This window comes from Citrobacter sp. KTE151, assembly GCF_000398845.1.
GTDB classification, from domain to species: domain Bacteria; phylum Pseudomonadota; class Gammaproteobacteria; order Enterobacterales; family Enterobacteriaceae; genus Citrobacter; species Citrobacter braakii.
Map to the genome: position 1 here is coordinate 449042 of NZ_KB976065.1, position 18448 is coordinate 467489.

The following is an 18448-nucleotide window of genomic DNA, read 5'->3' on the forward strand; positions in this document are numbered from 1 at the left end:
GAATTTGCAGCATTATGTCTATCTTACAGATGAATAATGTGACGCCATCCAATTAACCAGATTTATATCTCTATCAAATTGTTATTCTTAGAGATGGATATCAAAAAAACAGAAAAATACAAAATAAAACGACACAGAATGTTTCTGTGCCGTTAAAAAGAGGTGAAGATTATTTCAGATTGCTAACCAGCGTTTTACGATCGTTTTCCAGCGTCACGACGCGGGCACAAACATCTTTGCCAAACTGCTGGAAGTCTTGTTCCTGATTCTTCCATTCGTTCTGAATTGAGGTTTGCAAACCTCCGAGGCTTCCGAGCACGCCCTGCAGCGGATTACCACCGCCTTTGAGCACGGCTTTCGCCCCCATCTCGTTGATGCTGTCCTGCAAAATACCGCCCATCGCCTGATTGACCAGCTGTTGTCCATCCGCACGGACCTGATCAATCGCCTTATAATGGAAGGTCAGGCCGTCAGTGCGATGCTCAATAATGCGGTTCATCTGCTCTTTCAATTGCGCATCCAGCTTAGTTAAGCGGCCACGCATGTTGCTGCTTTCGCCGACCTCTTTGGCAATGATTTTATCCAGCGCCACGCGACCTTTCTCCACGCGCGCTCTGGCACCTTCGTCAATCCACGGCAGGCTGCTACGCAACGCCGCCTGATAATCTTTGGCCTGTTCACGCTGCGCGGCGTTCAGGTTGTACTGTTTACCGTTAAAGGTGACATCACCGGCCTGGGTAATGACCAGGTTGCCGTTCTCACCCTTCACCTGTACCGTTTGTGGACTCAAAATCACATCGTCACGCGGGGTGACGCTGCACTGATAATCAGCATGTGCGGCCATCGCCGTGAACGTTAGGACTGCCGCCAGCAGCGTTTTGCGCATCATATCTTTCCCTCAATACAAATTGGGCCGGCATTTGCCGACCCTTTGCTACTTAGTCCCACCAAATATCGAAAAGTTCGCTGGTGCGCACTTCTTCGAGTTTGTGCTCTTCCAGCCACTTACGCACGATAGCCTGATGTTCTTCGGTGCATTTGCCGATTTCCTGCAGACAGATCAGACCTTCCCAGGCCAGATAGCCGCTGCCGTCAAAGGCCAGCTTGTTCGGTTCGATAACTTCATTGATAAAATCATCAACGATTTGATCGACCTGCTCTCCAGATGTACCTTCCGGGAAACGCCATGCAACCGAAAATCCTACTTCCTGGAATTCGTCGATGTGCATTTTTTTACGCAGACGACGGCTACGGTTCTTTGCCATTATTTCACCCTCTCGAACATTAAGTCCCATACGCCGTGGCCAAGACGATGACCACGTTGTTCAAATTTGGTTACCGGGCGCGATTCCGGGCGCGGTACGTAATCGTTACTCTCTGACTGGTTTTTATACCCGTCAATCGAGGACATCACTTCAAGCATGTGCTCCGCATAGGCTTCCCAGTCGGTTGCCATGTGGAACACGCCGCCCAGCTTCAGCTTGCTTAAGATATGCTCAGCAAACGGTACCTGAACGATACGGCGTTTATTATGACGTGCTTTATGCCACGGGTCAGGGAAAAACAGCTGAACCATAGATAAAGAATTGTCAGGAATCATTTTATGCAGGACTTCGACGGCATCATGGCACATGACACGCAGGTTCTCGACGCCCTCTTCATGAGCTGAAGCCAGACACGCGCCAACGCCCGGTGAGTGAACCTCAATGCCGAGGAAATTTTGCTCCGGACGCGCTTTCGCCATCGCCACCAGCGAAGCCCCCATACCAAAACCAATTTCAAGCGTGACTGGCGCATCGCGACCAAACAGCGCAGCGAAATCCACAGGTTCTTCGCTGAACTCAACGCCCATCACCGGCCAGTAGTTTTCCAGCGCGTGTTCCTGCCCTTTCGTCAGTCGCCCCTGGCGACGAACAAAACTACGAATCCGGCGCAGAGGGCGGCCGTTTTCATCAAATTCCGGTGAAATGACGTCGTTCTTCATAAAAGTTTAGTCTGCTGTGTTTGAGTTCTGAAAACGGGCATTATCCAAAGTTAGTTGCCGGATGCAAGTAAAGGAAGAAAGTGAGCAGCGGAAAGTTCCGGTTTACACCCCGTTGCCGCTGTGCTGCAATCTTGCCCCCGGCAATAATGAAACGGTAATCATGCAAGCGTCTCAATTCTCGGCTCAGGTTTTGAGCTGGTACGACAAATACGGGCGGAAAACGCTGCCCTGGCAAATTGATAAGACGCCTTACAAAGTATGGCTCTCTGAGGTGATGCTGCAACAAACTCAGGTTGCGACCGTTATCCCCTACTTTGAGCGCTTTATGGCGCGCTTCCCAACGGTAACGGATTTAGCCCATGCGCCGCTGGATGAAGTCCTGCATTTATGGACCGGGCTGGGCTATTACGCCCGAGCGCGTAATCTGCATAAAGCCGCGCAACAGGTTGTGACGCTGCACGGCGGCTCATTCCCGCAAACCTTTGATGAAGTGGCCGCCCTGCCAGGCGTCGGACGTTCAACTGCAGGCGCGATCCTTTCTCTCTCCCTGGGTCAGCATTTTCCGATTCTTGACGGTAACGTCAAACGTGTGCTGGCTCGCTGTTATGCTGTAAGCGGCTGGCCGGGTAAAAAAGAGGTCGAAAAGAAACTGTGGGAATTGAGCGAGCAGGTTACGCCAGCCCATGGGGTTGAGCGGTTTAATCAGGCGATGATGGATTTAGGCGCCATGGTCTGTACGCGCTCAAAACCCAAATGTTCCCTGTGTCCGTTGGAAAATGGCTGTGTGGCGAGCGCCAATGCAAGCTGGCCGCTGTACCCGGGTAAAAAGCCCAAACAGACATTACCAGAACGGACGGGTTATTTTTTACTGATGCAGCATGAAAACGAGGTGTTGCTCACGCAGCGACCACCCAGCGGCTTATGGGGTGGCTTATACTGTTTTCCGCAGTTTGATGATGAGGATGGGCTACGCGACTGGCTGGCGCAACGGCAAATTAACGCAGATAATCTGACCCAACTTAATGCGTTTCGCCATACCTTTAGCCATTTCCACTTAGATATTGTGCCTATGTGGCTTCCCGTGTCCTCATTCACCTCATGCATGGATGAAGGCAACGCGCTCTGGTATAACTTAGCGCAACCGCCGTCGGTCGGACTGGCGGCCCCCGTGGAGCGTTTGTTACAGCAATTACGTGCCGGCACACAGGTTTAACGTACCGGTCGATAAAGAGGATTTTTTATGAGCAGAACGATTTTTTGCACTTTCCTGCAACGCGAAGCAGAAGGACAGGATTTTCAGCTGTACCCGGGCGATCTGGGAAAACGCATCTATAACGAGATTTCTAAAGAAGCATGGGCGCAATGGCAGCATAAACAAACCATGCTGATTAACGAGAAGAAACTCAATATGATGAACGTTGAACACCGTAAGTTACTGGAACAGGAGATGATTAACTTCCTGTTTGAAGGTAAGGATGTGCATATTGAAGGCTATACGCCTGAAGAAAAAAAATAAGCATCGCTTGCTGGCAATCTCGTAGGCCGGATAGGGTGCTTGCACTGCCATCCGGCAAAACGATACAACAACAAACACAACACGCACTCCCGGAATGATGAAAAAATTTCTCGCGCTTGCCGTTATCGCGCCGTTGCTCATCTCCTGTTCCAGTTCGACCAAAAAAGGCGACTCCTATAACGAAGCCTGGGTCAAGGATACCAACGGTTTTGATATTCTGATGGGGCAATTTGCCCATAACATTGAGAATCTGTGGGGATTTAAGGAAGTGCTGATTGCGGGTCCGAAGGACTACGTAAAGTATACCGATCAGTATCAAACCCGCAGCCATATCAATTTTGATGACGGTACGATAACCGTCGAGACCATTGCCGGGACAGATCCCGCCGGACATCTGCGTCTAGCGATTATCAAGACGTTGCTGATGGGTGATGATCCGGGTTCTATCGACCTCTATTCCGATGTCGACGACATTAAGATTTCCAAAGAGCCGTTCCTGTACGGGCAGGTAGTCGATAATACCGGCCAGCCTATTCGTTGGGAGGGACGTGCAACCAACTTTGCCAACTACCTGCTACAAACGCGACTGAAAAAGCGCAGCAATGGCTTGCGTATCATCTATAGCGTGACGATCAATCTGGTCCCGAACCACCTTGATAAGCGCGCGCATAAATACGTCGGCATGGTACGTCAGGCTTCACGTAAGTATGGCGTCGACGAGTCACTGATTCTGGCCATCATGCAAACCGAATCCTCGTTTAACCCGTATGCGGTCAGCCATGCCGATGCGCTGGGACTCATGCAGGTGGTACAACACAGCGCCGGAAAAGATGTGTTCCGTTCCCAGGGGCGCTCAGGCACGCCAAGCCGTAGCTTCTTGTTTGACCCGGCCAGCAACATTGATACCGGTACTGCCTATCTGGCAATGCTGAATAATGTCTATTTGGGCGGCATTGATAATCCGACCTCGCGTCGCTATGCGGTGATCACCGCGTATAACGGCGGCGCGGGCAGCGTGCTGCGCGTGTTCTCGAACGATAAAATTCAGGCCGCAAACATCATTAACAGCATGTCCCCTGGGGACGTTTATCAAACGCTGACCACCCGACACCCATCAGCTGAATCACGCCGATATCTTTACAAGGTCAATTCCGCACAAAAATCATATCGTCGCCGCTAATGTATCCCTCTCTTGCCCCCTAAAACGGGGGCCTGAAGAGGGAAAAACGTTAACTCCATCACTCTTTTGCTTTGCAATCCGAAATTGTTTGCAAATATTTGTCACAGGTAACAAAAAAAGAGTGCCTCTCGTTGATAGAATCACATCATATAGCCACGGCAAATGTGCCTTTTAAAACATTCATCCGCATTACGGTGTGAGGAAATTAACATGAATCTTAAGCTGCAGCTGAAAGTTCTCTCGTTTCTGCAGTTCTGCTTATGGGGTAGTTGGCTCACTACCCTCGGCTCCTATATGTTTGTCACCCTTAAATTTGATGGTGCATCCATTGGCGCGGTGTACAGCTCGCTGGGGATCGCCGCCGTGTTTATGCCTACGCTGTTAGGGATCGTGGCTGACAAATGGATCAGTGCAAAATGGGTGTACGCCATTTGTCACCTGGTCGGCGCAGCAACGCTGTTCGCCGCAGCCGAAGTCACCACGCCAGGCGCCATGTTCTTTGTGATCTTGCTTAACTCCCTGGCCTATATGCCAACTTTGGGGTTAATCAACACCATCTCTTACTATCGCCTGCAATCAGCCGGGATGGATATTGTTACAGACTTCCCGCCAATCCGTATCTGGGGCACCATCGGCTTTATTCTGGCGATGTGGGCGGTAAGCTTCTCCGGCTTTGAACTGAGCCATATGCAGCTGTATATCGGCGCGACGCTGTCCGTCGTATTGGCGCTGTTTACCCTGACGCTGCCGCATATCCCGGTCGCCAATCAGCAGAAAAACCAGAGCTGGTCTTCCATGTTGGGCCTGGATGCCTTCGCGCTATTTAAAAACAAGCGTATGGCGATTTTCTTCATCTTCTCTATGATGCTGGGCGCAGAGCTGCAAATTACCAATATGTTCGGTAATACCTTCCTGCACAGCTTCGATAACAATCCGCTGTTCTCCGGCAGCTTCATCGTTGAACACGCGTCGGTGATGATGTCGATTTCGCAGATCTCCGAGACGCTGTTTATCCTGACCATCCCGTTCTTCTTAAGCCGTTACGGTATTAAGAACGTGATGCTTATCAGTATCGTGGCGTGGATGCTGCGCTTTGGCCTGTTTGCCTACGGCGATCCAACACCGTTTGGTACCGTGCTGCTGGTTCTGTCGATGATTGTTTACGGCTGCGCCTTCGACTTCTTCAACATCTCTGGCTCCGTGTTTGTAGAGAAAGAAGTTCGCCCTGAAATCCGCGCCAGCGCACAAGGCATGTTCCTGATGATGACCAACGGCTTCGGTTGTATTCTGGGCGGTCTGGTGAGCGGTAAAGTAGTTGAACACTATACGCTGAACGGTATTACCGATTGGCAGACCGTGTGGCTGATCTTCGCAGGTTACTCGCTGGTTCTGGCTTTTGCCTTCGTTGCGCTGTTTAAATACAAACACGTACGCGTTCCGGCAGGCGCCCAGACTATCGCGCACTAATCTTTATTGATTAAATAGGGTCACCTGATGGTGGCCCTATTTGGTCAGATGACGCTTACTTCAGAACATATCCATACAGACGTTTAATACCGTCTGCATCCGTTTCACTGTAAACCCCTTGCAGCTCCGGCGAGAAGCCCGGCAGCAGGTTTATGCCCTCTTCCAATGCCAGGAAGTAACGTTGCACCGCCCCGCCCCATACTTCGCCCGGTACCACGCACAGTACGCCCGGAGGATAAGGCAGCGCGCCTTCTGCCGCACTGCGACCAGCGGCATCACAAATACGCACCAGTTCAACATCACCGCGGATAAAGGCGCTGTTAGCATCCTGTGGGTTCATCGCCACGGTAGGTAAACTCTCCTGACGGAACATCGCTTTTTGCAGATCTTTCACATCAAAGCTGACGTACAGTGAGTGCATCTCCTGACACAGTTCACGCAGCGTGTAATCCCGGTAACGTACCGGATACTTGTTGAAGATGGTGGGCAGCACGTTTGCCAGCGGCGTATCGTCTTCAATATGTTGTTCAAACTGCGCCAGCATCGCGACCAGTTGCGCCAGTTTCTCAGCGCTTTCTGCCGGGGTCAGCAGGAACAGAATCGAGTTAAGGTCGCATTTCTCCGGCACGATACCGTTTTCACGCAGATAATGCGCCAAAATCGTCGCCGGAATACCAAACTCAGTATATTGCCCGGTTTGCGCATCAATGCCCGGAGTGGTTAACAGCAGTTTGCAGGGATCGACAAAATACTGGTCGCGTGCATATCCAGAAAAACCATGCCATTTAGCACCAGGTTCAAAGCTAAAGAAGCGACGCTCGCTGGCAATCACCTGTGTCGGATAGCTTTCCCACGGTTTGCCATCCACTATCGGAGGAATAAACGGTTGAAGCAGCTTACAGCGGGTAATAATCGCTTTGCGGGCCTCGATCCCCAGCATCACACATTCCGCCCATAGCCGACGGCCGCTCTCGCCTTCATGGATTTTGGCGTTAACGTCCAGTGCCGCAAACAGCGGGTAAAACGGGCTGGTGGAAGCATGCAGCATAAACGCATTGTTCAGACGCTTATGCGGGCAGAACCGCGCCTGGCCGCGAATATGGTTATCCTTTTTATGGATCTGCGAGGTTTGCGAGAATCCGGCCTGCTGTTTGTGTACCGACTGAGTGACAAAGATCCCCGGATCGTTAGCATTGAGCTCTAGCAGCAGCGGCGACCCATCGGCCATCATCGGGATAAATTGCTCGTAACCGACCCATGCGGAATCAAACAGGATGTAATCGCACAGGTGACCGATCTTGTCGATCACCTGCCGGGCGTTGTAGATCGTACCGTCATAGGTACCCAACTGAATGATCGCCAGACGGAACGGGCGCGGTTGATCAGCCTTTTGCGGCGCAACTTCTCGAAGTTGCTGGCGCAGATACTCCTCATCAAAGCAGTGCTCATCAATGCCGCCAATAAAGCCAAACGGATTACGCGCCGCTTCCAGATAAACCGGCGTAGCACCCGCCTGGATCAGCGCCCCGTGGTGGTTCGATTTATGATTATTGCGGTCAAACAGCACCAGATCGCCGCGCGTCAGCAGCGCATTGGTGACCACTTTATTGGCCGCAGAGGTCCCATTCAGCACAAAGTAGGTTTTATCCGCGTGGAAAACTTTCGCAGCAAATTTCTGCGCATGTTTCGCTGCTCCTTCATGAATCAACAGATCGCCAAGCTTAACGTCAGCGTTGCACATATCCGCGCGAAACAGATTCTCACCAAAGAACTCATAGAAATGTCGGCCCGCAGGATGCTTCTTAAAAAACTCACCGTGTTGGTGTCCCGGGCAGGCAAACGTGCTATTCCCCATTTCGACGTACTGGGTAAGCGTGTCATAGAACGGCGGCAGCAGCTCTTCCTCATACTGACAGGCAGCAGATTCCAGCTCCAGCCAGTCCTGAGCCTGACCGCGAATTACCGCATTAACGCCCACAGGCACATCAACATCAGACTCTGCGAACAGAAACACAGGTAGATGAAAACCGGTGCGTTTCAGCAAAGCCAGGATCCCACTGCGGCTGTCCGCAACGGTAATGACGACTGCCGCAACGTCAGTAAAATCGGTACTGTCCAGCGACACCACCTGACGATGGCTGGACAGACGAGAAACCAGTTCACTACTGGCGGCAATTTTCATTGATTTCATAAGCGCAATAACCCGTTTCGGGAAAATCAAAAGTCCCGGACAACGCCGCATGGCTTTGCCCACGAAATGACAGGTCAAACTGGTTACCAGCCCCGACCGCCAGACATCAGTAAAAGCAGATAGCCTCTGATTTTACTGTTATCCTGCAGTGAGCGTGCGCTGCCCTCACCGCATGGTGGGAGCGTAAAGATAAGTCGCGGGAAGGGGCAAACGTCGCGCAAAAAGGCGATGTTGAAGGCGATGTAGGGGGAGTAATATCATCCCAGGCAGCCCCATTCAGACAGGAGAAAATTCGCGCAATCATGGCATCTTTCACTTACAGGCGCAAGATAAAATCCTGTGCGAAAACCTTACAGATAAGCAAGCATTTCGTCTGAAAGTTGCGGCATAATAATGCAATCTGAAACATAATTTCACCCAGCTAATTGCCTTTAGTATCAAGACGATGATGGGTATGCAGGAGCAAATGTGGTAATCGGACCCTTTATTAATGCCAGCGCTATTTTATTTGGTGGCATTCTCGGCGCGCTGCTCAGCCAGCATATACCAGAACGCATTCGGGTCTCCATGACCTCTATTTTCGGGCTGGCCTCGTTAGGGATTGGTATCTTGCTGGTTATCAAATGCGCCAATCTACCGGTGATGGTTCTGGCAACGCTCGTCGGCGCGTTAATTGGCGAGTTTTGTCATCTGGAAAAAGGGATCAATGCCACGGTAGCCAAAGCGCAGCAGCTTTTCACCCGCTCGGACGCCAACGTAACGCACGAATCCTTTATTCAAAGCTATGTGGCTATCATTGTGCTGTTTTGCGCCAGCGGTACCGGGATCTTCGGTGCGATACATGAAGGGATGACCGGCGACCCGAATATTTTAATCGCCAAGTCATTTTTGGATTTCTTCACGGCCATCATTTTTGCCTGTTCGCTGGGAATCGCGGTATCCGCCATTTGCATGCCGATGCTGGCAATCCAGTTAACGCTCGCCACCTGTGCAGCACTGATTTTACCCCTGACGACGCCAGCTATGATGGCCGATTTCAGCGCCGTAGGCGGTCTATTGCTGCTGGCAACCGGTTTGCGTATTTGCGGCATCAAAATGTTTGCGGTTGTGAATATGCTTCCTGCCCTGCTGCTGGCAATGCCGCTTTCCGCCGCCTGGACGGCATTTTTTGCCTGAGAATGCGTGCATTAGCAGCAATGTGGTGATAGATTGTGCAGTCTGCATTGATTTGAAGAAATTTCGTTGACGAAGCGAAGCGAATCGGGTTTAATGCGCCTCGTTGCCCGGATAGCTCAGTCGGTAGAGCAGGGGATTGAAAATCCCCGTGTCCTTGGTTCGATTCCGAGTCCGGGCACCACTTTCACTTCAATGTACGTCTCCCAAACATCACAAAACTCAAGTATAATCACTGCTATACGCCACTTTCCAACATTACGAACTCCACTGACCTCAACTCGATTCTCTCTAAATCAAGTTGCATCCGGGGGCTTTTCAGGGGGCTCTTTGTGTTCAATGAAAATTGAGGCCCCCATATGGCACTGACAGCCCGGCAGGTCGAGACCGCCAAGCCTAAAGAGAAGGACTATAAACTCTCTGACGAACGTGGCCTTTTTCTCCTGGTAACCACCACCGGAAAACGCTACTGGCGTATGAAATACCGTATCGCCGGTAAAGAGAAAAAGTTATCTATCGGTGTTTATCCTGAAATCTCTCTGGCTGACGCGCGTGTAAAACGCGATGAAGCCAGAAAAGTGATTGCTGATGGCGGCGATCCGAGTGAGAAAAAGCAGCTCGAAAAACTCGCCAAAAAAATATCCGTCGTAAATACCTTCAGGGCACTCGCCATGGAGTGGCATAAGCATAAGTGTATCTCATGGTCGGAAAGCTACGCAGAAAGCGTTCAGGAGGCGCTGGAGAAGGATATTTTCCCGTATGTGGGCAAACGCCCTGTCGCTGAGATCCTGCCTCTGGAGATGCTGGAAGTTTTACGGCTGATTGAAAAACGCGGTTCGCTGGAAAAATTACGTAAGGTCCGGCAGTACTGCAATCAGATCTTCCGTTACGCCATAGCAACAGGGCGTGCGACGATTAATCCAGCTGCGGAACTGACCGGTACTCTGACCGCACCAAAGACCGAGCACTTCCCTCACCTACAGGCATCCGAGTTACCCGCGTTCCTTGCCAGTCTGGCTAATTACCATGGCAGTTGCATTACGCGTATGGCAACCAGTCTGCTGCTACTGACGGGGGTTCGTACGATTGAACTTCGCGCTGCAGAATGGCAAGAGTTTGATCTGGAGAATGCATTGTGGACAATCCCCGAAAGCCGGATGAAAAAGCGCCGCAAACATCTGGTGCCTTTGTCAGACCAGGTTCTGTCGATCCTGCTGGAACTCCGCACTTATACCGGTCAGTATCAACTCGTGTTTCCAGGGCGCTGCAACATCAACAAACCGATGAGTGAAGCCAGTATCAACATGGTTATCAAACGTATCGGCTACGATGGTAAAGCTACCGGACACGGCTTTCGCCACACTATGAGCACCATTTTGCATGAGCAGGGGTTTAATACAGTCTGGATCGAGATGCAGCTCGCTCACGTGGATAAAAACAGCATTCGCGGCACATATAACCATGCACAGTATCTGGATGGAAGACGAGAAATGATGCAGTGGTACGCTGATTATATTGACAATCTTCTCAGTTCATCGACAAAAAGTTAGTGGTTGTTCACCCGCACCTGAAGGTGCGGGGAACGTAATTCTTTTATTTTTTGTTTGTTCTATAACCTTCTGGCATATTTACCGCGCTGTATGGACTTAAACGTGAAGCGATCCAGTACTGCTTTCCCTGTCGGAGCAAGTTCAGGTAAGCAAGACGTTCGGTCAGATCACGCCGTATTGTTTTTTCGCAAATGCTAAATTCGTCAGCAAGGCTCCTGACGGTCAGTGACTCGCCATTGTTGAGGCGGGTTGACCTGATCCCCGTTGATTAATACACCGCGATGTTTGTAATGTCTTCATCAGCAACGTAAGCGATGAGATGGTCTACCCCCTCCTTCACGGCGACTCTCAATACCGTCATGATGGTGGTAATTCAATCAGCGTTGAAAGGGTGAGAAACCATGTCAAGGCTGAACATTATTGGAATTGATCTTGCGAAAACAAATTTTTATCTTTTCAGCCTTTCACCGGAAGGGAAGCCTGGTGGAAGGATTAAGCTCTCTCGTGAAAAGTTGATTGGCTGGTTTACGACACAGTCCAGGATGATTGTCGCCATGGAGGCATGTGGTGCTTCTCATCACTGGGCCAGAGAAATTCAAAAGACGGGGCATGATGTTGTGATGCTACCCGCTCAGCACGTCAGGGCTTATCAGCGTCGCCAGAAAAACGACTATAACGATGCTCAGGCCATTGCCGAAGCCTGCTGGCACGGAACAATTCGCCCAGTTCCGGTAAAAACGCTATCTCAGCAGGATGAACAAACCTTTTTAAAAATGCGACGACTTGTTTCTGAAGAAAGAACGCAGTTAATCAACCATATCAGAGGGTTAATGGCAGAGTATGGTATTGTTTTGCGTAAAGGCGCAACTGAGCTTCGACGTAAATTACCCGAGTTGCTTGAAGATGCAGAGAATGGATTTACGCCCCAGATGCGTGAACTGTTACAACGGCAATATCAGCGGCTGGCGGCTCTGGATGATGAACTCATATGGTATGACAACCGACAGCGAAAAAATGCCGCCGGGGATTCAGTATGCCAGCGCCTACTTTCTATTCCGGGTTTTGGTCCACTGGTTAGTCTGGCAGTGAAAAGCTGGATGGGTGATGGAAAACAGTTTAAAAGAGGTCGGGATGCTTCAGCGGCTCTTGGGTTGGTTCCACGACAATTCAGCACAGGGGGGCAACAGGTTCTTCTGGGGATCACCAAATGTGGAAACAGCTACGTCAGATCAATGCTGATACATGGTGCCCGAGCTGTTTTGTTCAGATCCGCAGGCAAAACGGATCAACTTAGCTCATGGGTTAACCTGGTCCGGGAGAAACGAGGATTTAACAGGGCAGTCGTCGCCCTGGCAAATAAGTTAATTCGTATTGTCTGGGTTATTATCACTCGTAATGAAGTTTACCGGGTTTCGGTAGCATGAAATAAGAAGTTGAAACAGGGTAATTTATACCGTTAACTCCAGCATTGCGTAGAAAGCAGAAACGATGAAAAACAGGTCAAACCTGCATATCGAAAACCTGGGATCGGGGCTTGGCCAGAATTAATCAAGGCCGTGTAAGCGTTAAGGACGATATGCGCGAATGTTTCATCAAGGCCAGAAGCAGTAGCTTCATCAACAGGCCGAATATACGAAAGCAAACCTGTTACTTTCATTGTCACTGCGTTCTTGCAATACGGGGGAAGACCATATAGGTCCCCCTATTAAGAAGCGTTTTTACAACAAAAACCTTCACATGACCGAACGCCGTTTTCCATTCAGGTTACAAAGTGCCTCATCAGCACGATAAACCTCGGCACGGAAGGCTATTCACTTCACATTTAGCATTCTCAAGTACTTACTTTTTCTATTCACGCAGGAAACACAGTGGTATTGTTTTAAGCTAATATCGATGATGTGATACGTACCACCAAACATTGGATGGTAACTTGTTGCTTTCATGAGCCATTTTCCGTACAGCTGAAAGCGCAATCGACGCAGGGACTTAAAATGACCGGAGTATCTAGCGATCAATACGCTGCTGGTGAACAGGGCTTAGGGTATATCTATCAGCCTCGTTTTGCGCTACTTAAGCTTCTTCAGTGGCCAGAAGATACATCTGTTTTGATCGAAAAAGATGATGACCTAGACTTCGTTAGTTTTGATGGTGTCAAAACACTGGCATCGCTCAAACACAAAGGGGATGGGGATACTCTAACCGACCTGTCTACCGATTTTTGGAAGTCAGTCCGCATCTGGCTTGACCGCTATAATCGTGATGGTAAAACCGAAGCAAATCTTCGTTTCTTTTTGTTTACGACCGGATCTATCTCAAACTCCTCGTTCCTGCAACACTTCTTAGTCGAACCGCCAACAAAAGACGATAATTCAGTATCAATAACTCAACTCACCAACACAGCTCTGGCTAGAAGCAAGTCAAAACTGATCACGGCAATAGCCGATGAGTTCAATAAACTGACTGATGAGCAAAAAGATGACTTCTTATCACGGATAATCATATTTGATGGCGGGCCTCGCATTGAAGACCTCCCAACAATTATCAAAAATCAACACATGCGTATCATTAGACGCGATAACCGAGACGCTATTTTTGAACGACTTGAAGGGTGGTGGAATAACACGATAGTCGATCTGCTAACAGGGAAACGTAAAGAGGCGATTTTTGGTTATGAGATTTCCGACAAACTTGCAGCATTTTCTGAAGAGTACAAATCGGACAATCTGCCGATTACGTTCAGAGGAAAAATTCCCGTTGGAGAAATCGATGCGATGAATGATCCCAGGCTCTTTGTTGTGCAACTCCGTGAAATAGGGGTTTCCTCTAATCGTATCCGAAACGCTATTCTCGACTACTACCGAGCATTTGAGCAGCGTTCTTCATGGGCGCGTGAAAACCTTTTGGTAACAGGAGAGATGGAAGATTATGAAGACCGCCTTGTTGATGAATGGAGTCGCTATAAAGACGTAGTTTTTGAAGAATTAGATGAAAATTCAGCTGACGAAGTACTTATTACTGCGGGAAAAGCATTGTATCAATGGGCCGATCTTGAAAGTGGTAATATTCACTCATTGCGAATCCGAGAACGAGTGACTGAGCCTTATGTAGTTCGAGGAGGATTTCACATCCTTGCGAACAGTAGACCACTACCCAAAATTTTCTGGCATCCCCACTTCCTAAATAGAATTGGGCAATTGTTGGGAGCCCAAGCATGAAGCAATGGGATCAGCGTCCATTCGAGATAAGGAATCTTTTCAATCCTGCATTTTGTGGTGTTGTACTATTCAGAGCAATGCAGAGCTACGAAGAGGAAAACTCACAGGGCATGCCATTTTCTCTCGCTCTTTTAGTTTTACCATTATGTCTGCAAAAAGATTCTCGCCAAGTGTTTGCTGAAAATCCTCGCCGCTACCTTTTGAAAACTATAGAAAACAATCCCAAATTACTCATTAATTTTGCTAACCGCGTCAATAATATGCTGCCATTTACGCTTGAAGCTTTTGGAGTGCTCATGGAACGAGGATGTTTTGTCGTAACGCAAGACGGCCGATTGAAAACAATACCTAATAAAGTTCGCAAATCGGTCATAGGGACTGAAGAATCAATCTCATGCCAGCGTGTCGCGCGCTATATAGGAAAAGAATTTGCCCGTATTGCAGATCGCGTTACGGTGTACACGACCTTTGGAATACGCCCATGAAAATTAAGTCGATTCATGTCTACAGCCATGATGGCCAACGTCGGGACCTGCAATTTAAGGTTAATGGTTTAAATGTCATTACTGGCCGTTCCTCAACCGGTAAATCAGCTCTTTCTGAGATCATTGAATACTGTATGGGTCGATCTACTTTTAACGTACCAGAAGGTATTATTCGCGATAAAGTGTCATGGTTCGCAGTCATTTATCAATTTTCACAGGAACAAGTACTAATCGCGAAACCAACACCAAATGCAGGAGCCACAAGCTGTGGCACCGTTATGCTGCGACGAGGAAATGAACTGACCGCACCAAATTTCAAAGACCTCTCGGTTAACACCGATGATGATTCTGTAGTCGCACTGTTGTCACGATTACTTGGCATCCGCGAGAACCGTACAGACGTGGCAATTGGGCACAGCAGAGAAAGCTTTGAAGCAAACATCAAGCATACTTTTTATTACCTTTTCCAAAAGCAGGGCCTTGTAGCAAATAAAGATCAACTTTTTTATCGACAAAATGAGGCATTTCAGCCACAAGCTATTCGCGACACATTACCGATTCTTTTAGGTATTTCATCAAATGATCGCTATGAACTTGAGGCCAAACTCCGAACAGCACAACGAGATCTGAAAATCAACGCCAAACGTCTTGAACAAGCTCGCGATACAATCGATACATCACTGCTAAAAGGTTCTGGGCTTTTATCTGAAGCCAGAGCCGTGGGTATCATCACACAAGACAAAGAGAGAATCGGAACTGACGAAGTAATTGATGTTTTGCGTTCTGCAATGCAATGGATTCCGTCCCCCCTACCTGAAGACGATGGACATAGAATATCCATTCTTGAAAATGAAATTGCTGGTTTACGACAAGACAGACGTCAGACCCAGTCCCGAATTGATTCTGCTCGGATGTATGCCAAGCAATCAGGTAATTTTGAAAACGAAGTTTTAGAGCAGCAAGACCGATTATCTTCTATCAAGGCTCTACCGAAAAATCCGGAAACTGGTGAATGGCAATGGCCATTCTGTGAAGCAAATTTAGCACTGGAATCTCCAATTGCTAAAGCACTCCTGAGCGAACTAACAACTCTCGACGCTGAAATGAGCATTGTGGCTGGCCAACGCCCTAAAATGGATGTTTATCTTACTGAACTAGAAGATGAGGTTCAGACCATTGTAAGTTCGATAAGAGCCAAAGAAGTGGAGCTTGCTGCGGCAATCGCGGCAAACGAAGTTATTGAGCAATTAGGCACACGCAATAATGCTGCGGCAAGAGTAATTGGTCGTATAAGTTTGTTCCTTGAAGACCTTGTACCTAACTCAGAACTGGCCACATATGAAGCAGAAAATCGTCGTCTAAAGCTCAAAGTCGAAGACCTACAAAGGAAATTTGGAGCTGATAGCAGCCATGAAAGACTCATATCTATTCTGAATAACATTTCGTCACAGATTACACGCTACATCCAGGCTTTTGATGCAGAATTTCAGGGGCTCCCTGCACGGTTTGATCTAAGCCAAATGACTATTATCTTTGATCGTACAGATCGTCCGGTACCAATGAGTCGAACTGGCGGTGGCGAAAATCATCTCGCTTATCACCTGTCTGCCTTGTTAGCCCTTCATCTCTTTGCTTCAAAGAACAATTGCCCCATTCCTCAGTTTCTTTTAATTGATCAGCCTACCCAAGTTTATTTCCCTTCTGAAAAAATTTACCAGGAAGCTGATGGTACTGTTCAGAAAACGGAAGCTGATGCTGACTTAGCAGCAGTACGTAGACTGTTTGCGTTACTGCTGAAGTTTACACAAGAAGAAGTCCCAGGCTTCCAGCTTATCGTGACAGAGCACGCAAATCTTCGCGACCAGTGGTTCCAGGATGCTTTAACCGAGCTTCCCTGGACCAAGCCCCCTGCCCTGGTACCAGAAGACTGGCCTTTACCGTCAGAATTACCAAATTAAGCACGAGTTTTGAAAATCCCCGCATCTTTGGTTCGATTGCGAGTCTTGCACCAAATTCATATCAACGGACCTCCATGGTGGTCCGTTTTTGCATTCTAAGCCCGCCGAAATCAACACTTCTACAATACCTTAACTCCGCCTGACCGTAAGCGCACCGTGAAGGACGTGGGGTAAAAATTAGTTTACAGAGAGGGTGACGTTCCAGGGCAGCAGTTCTTTCACGCGGTTGGCGGGCCAGGTGTTGATGACGCTGATCACATGGCGCAGCCAGGCTTCCGGCTCGATGCCGTTAAGTTTGCAGCTACCGATCAGGCTGTACATCACTGCCGCACTGTCACCACCACCATCAGAGCCGAAGAACATGTAGTTACGGCGCCCCAGCGCAACCACCCGGAGGGCGTTTTCATACTGAACCGCCCCGGTTTTCCTGGAGAGAGTTAAGTTCGGAAGTTCAGGCTGCCAGAACCTTGTTCCCGATGGAAGCGTAATACGCTTTTTCTGCCTCTATCGGAGGGATGTGACCAAGTCGTTCCAGCAACCGACGATTGTTGTACCAGTCCCCCCATGCCAGCGTAGCCAGTTCCACTTCTGAGCGCTTCTTCCAGGCCTGACGGTGGATGACCTCCGCTTTGTACAGACCGTTGATACTCTCCGCCATCGCGTTATCATACGAGTCACCGGTACTCCCCGTGGAAGCCAGCAGCTCTGCATCCTGCAACCGCTGCGTGTAGGCCAGCGAGACATACTGAGAGCCTTTGTCGCTGTGATGGATGGTGCCCGAAGGTCGCCGTGACCACAGTGCCTGTTCCAGCGCATCCAGGACGAACGACGTTTCCATCGATGATGAGACCCGCCAGCCCACGATGACGCCAGCGAACACGTCGATAATGAACGCCACATAGGCGAAGCCCTGCCAGGTGATGACGTAGGTAAAATCTGCACACCAAAGCTGGTTGGGACATTCCGCTACGAACTGGCGGTTTACCCTGTCCTGTGCTGCGGTATCTCTGCGACTGGTTGTGGTGCGGACTTTTTTGCCCTGGAGCACGCCTGCGAGCCCCATCAGTTTCATCAACCGTACCACTGTACATCTGGCCACGCCGATGCCCTCCCGCTGTAACTGACGCCAGACCTTGCGGGCTCCATAGACGCCATAGTTATCGTCGTACACCCGCTGTATCTGCACCTTCAGAAGCGCATCACGCTGCGAGCGCAGGCTGTGTTTTTCCGGCGATTGCTGACGTTGCTGATGCCAGTAATATGTCGACGGGGCAATATCCAGCTCGCGGCATACCGGCCCGACCCCGTGGGCACCACTCAGACGTTCGAGCAGTGGCATTATTTTTTCCAGTGGCGGTCGAGCTCCGCCTGAGCAAAATAGGCTGATGCCTGACGCAGAATATCATTGCTGCGACGCAACTCCCGGTTTTCCCTCTCCAGCTCTTTTAAACGTTGACGTTCGTTACTGGTCAGCTCGCCATCACCAGTCCTGACGGGGCTGATACCACCGCGTAAGTCATTTCTGTGCTGGCGTAGCCAGCCTTTCAGGGTATCGTAATGACAACCAATTTTTGACGATATGGCACGGATAGCATCCGGTTCAGAGTCATATTCATCAAGATGCTCAATGAGCATTCTGACAGCGCGCTCACGTAATTCCGGCGGGTAACGATTAGCTGATTTTGATTTCATCAGGGATCTCCTTTTACTGAGAGTTTAGTCTCCAGGA

Annotated in this window: 16 protein-coding genes, 1 tRNA gene, 1 pseudogene and 1 other annotated feature; of the genes and pseudogenes, 11 read left to right on the forward strand and 7 right to left on the reverse strand. The window is 49.4% G+C overall.

The genetic code is table 11. From position 1 onward, the window contains the following. Positions 1–169: 169 nt before the first annotated feature. The 3 genes from WC7_RS06545 to trmB are packed head-to-tail and all read right to left on the reverse strand — an operon-like array spanning position 170 to position 1984. Positions 170–889 carry a YggN family protein gene (locus WC7_RS06545; protein WP_016154405.1) on the reverse strand — a complete coding sequence of 240 codons (720 nt, stop codon included), beginning with the start codon at positions 887–889 and terminating at the stop codon, positions 170–172. Positions 890–938: 49 nt separating this feature from the next. After that, on the reverse strand, positions 939–1265 hold the full coding sequence (locus WC7_RS06540; RefSeq protein WP_016154406.1) for a YggL family protein: 327 nt from the start codon (positions 1263–1265) through the stop codon (positions 939–941). Next, complete coding sequence (trmB, locus tag WC7_RS06535) at positions 1265–1984, reverse strand: tRNA (guanosine(46)-N7)-methyltransferase TrmB (protein WP_016154407.1); 720 nt, start codon at positions 1982–1984, stop codon at positions 1265–1267. The genes WC7_RS06540 and trmB overlap by 1 nt, the downstream gene beginning before the upstream one ends. A gap of 160 nt (positions 1985–2144) precedes the next feature. Here trmB and mutY point away from each other — a divergent pair, with 160 nt between their 5' ends. The 4 genes from mutY to WC7_RS06515 all read left to right on the forward strand — a co-directional run bounded on the left by mutY (position 2145) and on the right by WC7_RS06515 (position 6147). After that, the gene (mutY, locus tag WC7_RS06530; RefSeq protein ID WP_032947194.1) at positions 2145–3197 is read left to right on the forward strand and encodes an A/G-specific adenine glycosylase; all 1053 of its coding nucleotides are present in this window, start codon (positions 2145–2147) and stop codon (positions 3195–3197) included. Positions 3198–3224: 27 nt separating this feature from the next. After that, a complete protein-coding gene (locus WC7_RS06525) occupies positions 3225–3500 on the forward strand; it encodes an oxidative damage protection protein (RefSeq protein WP_016154409.1) in 276 nt (91 codons plus the stop codon). A gap of 94 nt (positions 3501–3594) precedes the next feature. Next, positions 3595–4680, forward strand: a complete 1086-nt coding sequence (gene mltC, locus WC7_RS06520; protein WP_016154410.1) for a membrane-bound lytic murein transglycosylase MltC — start codon at positions 3595–3597, stop codon at positions 4678–4680. Between the two features lie 210 nt (positions 4681–4890). Beyond that, positions 4891–6147, forward strand: a complete 1257-nt coding sequence (locus WC7_RS06515) for a nucleoside permease (RefSeq protein ID WP_016154411.1) — start codon at positions 4891–4893, stop codon at positions 6145–6147. A 55-nt stretch (positions 6148–6202) separates the two neighbouring features. On the opposite strand, the gene WC7_RS06510 is transcribed toward WC7_RS06515, so the two are convergent. Next, a complete protein-coding gene (locus tag WC7_RS06510) occupies positions 6203–8338 on the reverse strand; it encodes an ornithine decarboxylase (RefSeq protein ID WP_016154412.1) in 2136 nt (711 codons plus the stop codon). Between the two features lie 468 nt (positions 8339–8806). Here WC7_RS06510 and WC7_RS06505 point away from each other — a divergent pair, with 468 nt between their 5' ends. The 3 genes from WC7_RS06505 to WC7_RS06495 all read left to right on the forward strand — a co-directional run bounded on the left by WC7_RS06505 (position 8807) and on the right by WC7_RS06495 (position 11061). Beyond that, positions 8807–9514 (forward strand): DUF554 domain-containing protein, encoded by a 708-nt coding sequence (locus WC7_RS06505; RefSeq protein WP_016154413.1) that lies wholly within the window; start codon positions 8807–8809, stop codon positions 9512–9514. A gap of 105 nt (positions 9515–9619) precedes the next feature. Continuing rightward, positions 9620–9695 (forward strand) — tRNA-Phe (locus WC7_RS06500). A 175-nt stretch (positions 9696–9870) separates the two neighbouring features. Next, positions 9871–11061: a tyrosine-type recombinase/integrase gene (locus WC7_RS06495; RefSeq protein WP_016154414.1), complete on the forward strand. Its 1191-nt coding sequence runs from the start codon at positions 9871–9873 to the stop codon at positions 11059–11061. Positions 11062–11104: 43 nt separating this feature from the next. Here WC7_RS06495 and WC7_RS27185 read toward each other — a convergent pair whose 3' ends face one another. Next, positions 11105–11320, reverse strand: a complete 216-nt coding sequence (locus tag WC7_RS27185; RefSeq protein WP_223822565.1) for a DeoR family transcriptional regulator — start codon at positions 11318–11320, stop codon at positions 11105–11107. A 142-nt stretch (positions 11321–11462) separates the two neighbouring features. On the opposite strand from WC7_RS27185, the gene WC7_RS06490 reads away from it, so the two are divergent. From WC7_RS06490 to WC7_RS06475, 4 genes are all read left to right on the forward strand, one after another. Continuing rightward, positions 11463–12485: an IS110 family RNA-guided transposase gene (locus tag WC7_RS06490; RefSeq protein ID WP_016154415.1), complete on the forward strand. Its 1023-nt coding sequence runs from the start codon at positions 11463–11465 to the stop codon at positions 12483–12485. 567 nt (positions 12486–13052) lie between these two features. Further along, a complete protein-coding gene (locus tag WC7_RS06485) occupies positions 13053–14276 on the forward strand; it encodes an ABC-three component system protein (RefSeq protein WP_016154416.1) in 1224 nt (407 codons plus the stop codon). Next, entirely contained in the window at positions 14273–14761 is a 489-nt protein-coding gene (locus WC7_RS06480; protein WP_016154417.1) for a three component ABC system middle component, read from the forward strand. Before WC7_RS06485 ends, WC7_RS06480 begins: the two co-directional genes overlap by 4 nt. Next, on the forward strand, positions 14758–16719 hold the full coding sequence (locus WC7_RS06475; protein WP_016154418.1) for a DUF3732 domain-containing protein: 1962 nt from the start codon (positions 14758–14760) through the stop codon (positions 16717–16719). The genes WC7_RS06480 and WC7_RS06475 overlap by 4 nt, the downstream gene beginning before the upstream one ends. A 177-nt stretch (positions 16720–16896) precedes the next feature. On the opposite strand, the pseudogene WC7_RS06470 reads toward WC7_RS06475, so the two are convergent. Then, positions 16897–17124, reverse strand: a pseudogene (locus WC7_RS06470) (transposase domain-containing protein); the annotation flags it as partial. Positions 17125–17170: 46 nt separating this feature from the next. Next, positions 17171–18411 (reverse strand): IS3 family transposase gene (locus WC7_RS06465; RefSeq protein WP_162838707.1). Its coding sequence is split into 2 segments (ribosomal slippage): positions 17171–18096 and positions 18096–18411, totalling 1242 coding nucleotides; the frame shifts between segments, so codons are not numbered across the junction. Continuing rightward, positions 17987–18103: a sequence feature (AL1L pseudoknot), on the reverse strand. (Overlaps the previous gene by 117 nt.) Positions 18412–18448 lie beyond the last annotated feature (37 nt).

Excerpts from the sequence above, each read along its gene's own strand:
- WC7_RS06545 (WP_016154405.1), bottom strand. The coding sequence starts at position 889 with ATGATGCGCAAAACGCTGCTGGCGGCAGTCCTAACGTTCACGGCGATG.
- WC7_RS06540 (WP_016154406.1), bottom strand. The coding sequence starts at position 1,265 with ATGGCAAAGAACCGTAGCCGTCGTCTGCGTAAAAAAATGCACATCGAC.
- trmB (WP_016154407.1), bottom strand. The coding sequence starts at position 1,984 with ATGAAGAACGACGTCATTTCACCGGAATTTGATGAAAACGGCCGCCCT.
- mutY (WP_032947194.1), top strand. The coding sequence starts at position 2,145 with ATGCAAGCGTCTCAATTCTCGGCTCAGGTTTTGAGCTGGTACGACAAA.
- WC7_RS06525 (WP_016154409.1), top strand. The coding sequence starts at position 3,225 with ATGAGCAGAACGATTTTTTGCACTTTCCTGCAACGCGAAGCAGAAGGA.
- mltC (WP_016154410.1), top strand. The coding sequence starts at position 3,595 with ATGATGAAAAAATTTCTCGCGCTTGCCGTTATCGCGCCGTTGCTCATC.
- WC7_RS06515 (WP_016154411.1), top strand. The coding sequence starts at position 4,891 with ATGAATCTTAAGCTGCAGCTGAAAGTTCTCTCGTTTCTGCAGTTCTGC.
- WC7_RS06510 (WP_016154412.1), bottom strand. The coding sequence starts at position 8,338 with ATGAAATCAATGAAAATTGCCGCCAGTAGTGAACTGGTTTCTCGTCTG.
- WC7_RS06495 (WP_016154414.1), top strand. The coding sequence starts at position 9,871 with ATGGCACTGACAGCCCGGCAGGTCGAGACCGCCAAGCCTAAAGAGAAG.
- WC7_RS06490 (WP_016154415.1), top strand. The coding sequence starts at position 11,463 with ATGTCAAGGCTGAACATTATTGGAATTGATCTTGCGAAAACAAATTTT.
- WC7_RS06485 (WP_016154416.1), top strand. The coding sequence starts at position 13,053 with ATGACCGGAGTATCTAGCGATCAATACGCTGCTGGTGAACAGGGCTTA.
- WC7_RS06480 (WP_016154417.1), top strand. The coding sequence starts at position 14,273 with ATGAAGCAATGGGATCAGCGTCCATTCGAGATAAGGAATCTTTTCAAT.
- WC7_RS06475 (WP_016154418.1), top strand. The coding sequence starts at position 14,758 with ATGAAAATTAAGTCGATTCATGTCTACAGCCATGATGGCCAACGTCGG.